Below are 396 nucleotides of genomic sequence, written 5' to 3' on the forward strand. Positions count from 1 at the left end.
TTCAAAAGAACTGCTGCATTACCATCAAACTTGATCAACGAACCGTCAGGGCGACGAACGCCTTTACGGGTACGCACAACAACCGCGTTCAATACTTGTCCTTTCTTAACCTTACCACGTGGAATCGCTTCCTTAACGGTGACCTTAATTACGTCGCCGATTCGTGCGTAACGTCTATGAGAGCCACCCAGTACTTTTATACACTGAACTCGGCGCGCACCGCTGTTGTCGGCTACGTCGAGCATACTTTCCGTCTGCATCATCTTAGTTCTCCAAACACTCTGGGTTAGACTTTAGCTGCCTTCTCAACAACGGTAACTAGCTTCCAGGACTTCGTCTTAGACAACGGACGAGTCTCCTGAATAGTTACAACGTCGCCGATATTGCACTCGTTGT

Annotated in this window: 2 protein-coding genes; both read right to left on the bottom strand. The window is 48.5% G+C overall.

What is annotated here, in order from left to right:
* A partial coding sequence (gene rplN, locus A3750_RS06565; RefSeq protein ID WP_068548114.1) for a 50S ribosomal protein L14 occupies positions 1-263 on the bottom strand: 263 nt, incomplete at its 3' end.
* Positions 264-286: 23 nt separating this feature from the next.
* Positions 287-396: 30S ribosomal protein S17 (gene rpsQ, locus A3750_RS06570; RefSeq protein WP_082873217.1), on the bottom strand; the 110-nt coding region annotated here is incomplete at its 5' end.

The organism is Oleiphilus sp. HI0079 (assembly GCF_001635105.1).